The sequence below is a fragment of the Paenochrobactrum sp. BZR 201-1 genome, from assembly GCF_044987585.2.
Lineage (GTDB): Bacteria > Pseudomonadota > Alphaproteobacteria > Rhizobiales > Rhizobiaceae > Paenochrobactrum > Paenochrobactrum pullorum.
Map to the genome: position 1 here is coordinate 1 of NZ_JBJDRZ020000032.1, position 1,704 is coordinate 1,704.

Genomic DNA, 1,704 nt, shown 5'->3' on the forward strand with positions numbered 1-1,704 from the left:
CGCAATCATTTCAACGCCGCCCATCACCGTGAATTACGACACACCGCTAAAAATATATGGCACGAAAATCGCATGCCACAAAGCCGCGTAATAACGGCATCATAGGTAAAATTACGGCCGACCGCAGGTTAAAGTTACTGTGCCATGCATCTTGTTCAATGGTGGATGCGCGCAGATAGGCGCGGACGAAAATTGTAACCTTAGCTGGTACTGTTAGGGTCATTTGGGTGTACCGGTCTGTTTTAAGTGGTCAAAACAGCCTATACAGTACCGGTTTCACGTAGTCCAGCTAGGGAACCATCATGCCCGGACTAGCTCAAAAATACAATATATCAATATATCTGCGCCTAGCTCAGTAAGCAGACTTAAATGCACCAAAAATGAGACATTGAAAAAGAGTGCTTGCCCGAATATACAAAATTTTGTATGATCTCCTTATGAGAGCTACGCATCTAGGGCAGTGCCTTTATTGATTTAAGAGATTTTCCAATCAATGCACGTCGTGAGGTAGGCTATCAGCTCGACAAGGTGCAAAATGGCGATACACCGGACGATTGGAAGCCTATAGCTATAGTCGGGCAGAGGCGTACAGGAAATACGTGTTGGAGACGCTACAGGCGCTTTCCGTGCGATCTTTGTCGTTAATTCGCAGACGCAATTTACGTGCTGCATTGCTTCCAAAAGAAAACACAGAAAACGAGCAGAGCTGATCTAGACTTAGCAACAAAACGATATACCGATCTTGTTAAGGAGTTAGAATGATGAAAAACGAAAGCAAGACTTTTGCTAATGTATGGGATGCTATTGAAGACACCGAAGCCGAAAATATGAAACTTCGCTCCGCGCTTATGTTGGCCTTAGATAAGAAAATCCGCGAAAATGGCTGGACACAGTTAGAGGCTGCCCGTCGTCTTAGTGTAACACAGCCCCGCATATCTGATCTTCAACGTGGAAAAATTAATGTGTTCGCAATTGATACCCTTGTTAACATGCTTATTTCTGCGGGAATGCACGTAGAAATGCGTGTATTGGAGGCGGCTTAAATGAATGATGTAAACGACTTAATTTTGCGTGACCTTATCCATGCTGGAAAGTAATGAAGATTGTAAATTGGATCGTGAATTGATGTGAACCTTTGCACATGTCGCGCTGACTTGAAGCGCTTCATGACCCGCTCTCGTCGTCATATCGGCTGATGCGAATTCTCTGCTCGATTATTCACCCCTTTATGCTGACGATGATCACATACAGTCAGGCCGGTTGTGTCGCAAATTTTTCAGTAAGTTAAAAGCGTGCTTATCCTTGGTCGTAGTTATGCTGCGAGTTCCGCAAAGACCTTGAATGGTGATTGGTTGTCGTTTGTAAACTGGTTCTTGCGGATCATGTATGCCACTTCAATGCCTGCGATGGTGGCTGATGCGGAATGGAACGCTTTGAAGCCCATCATTTGTTTGGTGATCCGTTTGATAAAACGACGGTCTTGCTCAAGGATATTGTTCAAATATTTGATCTGCCGGATTTCAATCATGTCGCCTGCGCCTGTGAATTTCAGGATGATGTTGACGGCGTGCAGTCCGGCCAGATTTGCGCCACTTTTGTCAATGATAACCTTCTCAGGAGTGTCGTTTTGTGATCATCTTCTTGAATAAACGCCGAGCTGCAGCCATATCCCGACGTTCAGACAACAAGAAATCCAGGGTTTGC

The 1,704-nt window shown here is 44.9% G+C and carries 1 protein-coding gene and 3 pseudogenes; 2 read left to right on the forward strand and 2 right to left on the reverse strand.

Annotated features, from left to right (window positions below; genetic code table 11):
• Positions 1-468: 468 nt before the first annotated feature.
• Positions 469-762: pseudogene (locus ACI0FR_RS15060) on the forward strand (type II toxin-antitoxin system RelE/ParE family toxin).
• Positions 759-1,043, forward strand: coding sequence for a helix-turn-helix domain-containing protein (locus tag ACI0FR_RS15065; protein ID WP_374834046.1), 285 nt, complete (start codon positions 759-761; stop codon positions 1,041-1,043). Before ACI0FR_RS15060 ends, ACI0FR_RS15065 begins: the two are co-directional and overlap by 4 nt.
• Positions 1,044-1,087: 44 nt before the next feature.
• On the opposite strand, the pseudogene ACI0FR_RS15070 reads toward ACI0FR_RS15065, so the two are convergent.
• Positions 1,088-1,243 (reverse strand): annotated as a pseudogene (locus ACI0FR_RS15070) (DDE-type integrase/transposase/recombinase); the annotation flags it as partial.
• A 69-nt stretch (positions 1,244-1,312) separates the two neighbouring features.
• A pseudogene (locus ACI0FR_RS15075) lies at positions 1,313-1,704 on the reverse strand (IS6 family transposase); the annotation flags it as partial.